This is a genomic window from Oceanobacillus saliphilus (assembly GCF_023522835.1).
Classification (GTDB): domain Bacteria; phylum Bacillota; class Bacilli; order Bacillales; family Amphibacillaceae; genus Oceanobacillus; species Oceanobacillus saliphilus.
The window spans coordinates 1-282 of record NZ_JALCZU010000065.1; the positions used below are offsets into that span (position 1 = coordinate 1).

Consider the following 282-nt stretch of genomic DNA (forward strand, 5'->3'; position numbering starts at 1 on the left):
GGCTCGAGGTGGACCATCTCGGCCTCGACGCGATGGACCGGCGCTATCTCACCATGATCGCCGATATCTATCGTGGGGGCCCGGTTGGCGTGGAGACGCTGGCGGCGGGGTTGAGCGAACCGCGCGACACGATCGAGGAGGTGATAGAGCCGTTCCTCATCCAGCTCGGCCTGATCGCCCGCACCGCGCGCGGTCGCTGCCTGAACGGCCAGGGCTGGAAGCATCTGGGCCTCAACCCGCCCGCGAACGGGCAGGACGGGTTGTTCGATTAGGGAGGCGAGC

At 67.7% G+C, this 282-nt stretch carries 1 protein-coding gene; it reads left to right on the forward strand.

Annotated elements, in window-relative coordinates:
* A partial coding sequence (locus tag MN204_RS20465; protein WP_306798824.1) for a Holliday junction DNA helicase RuvB C-terminal domain-containing protein occupies positions 1-272 on the forward strand: 272 nt, incomplete at its 5' end.
* Between the last annotated feature and the right edge of the window lie 10 nt (positions 273-282).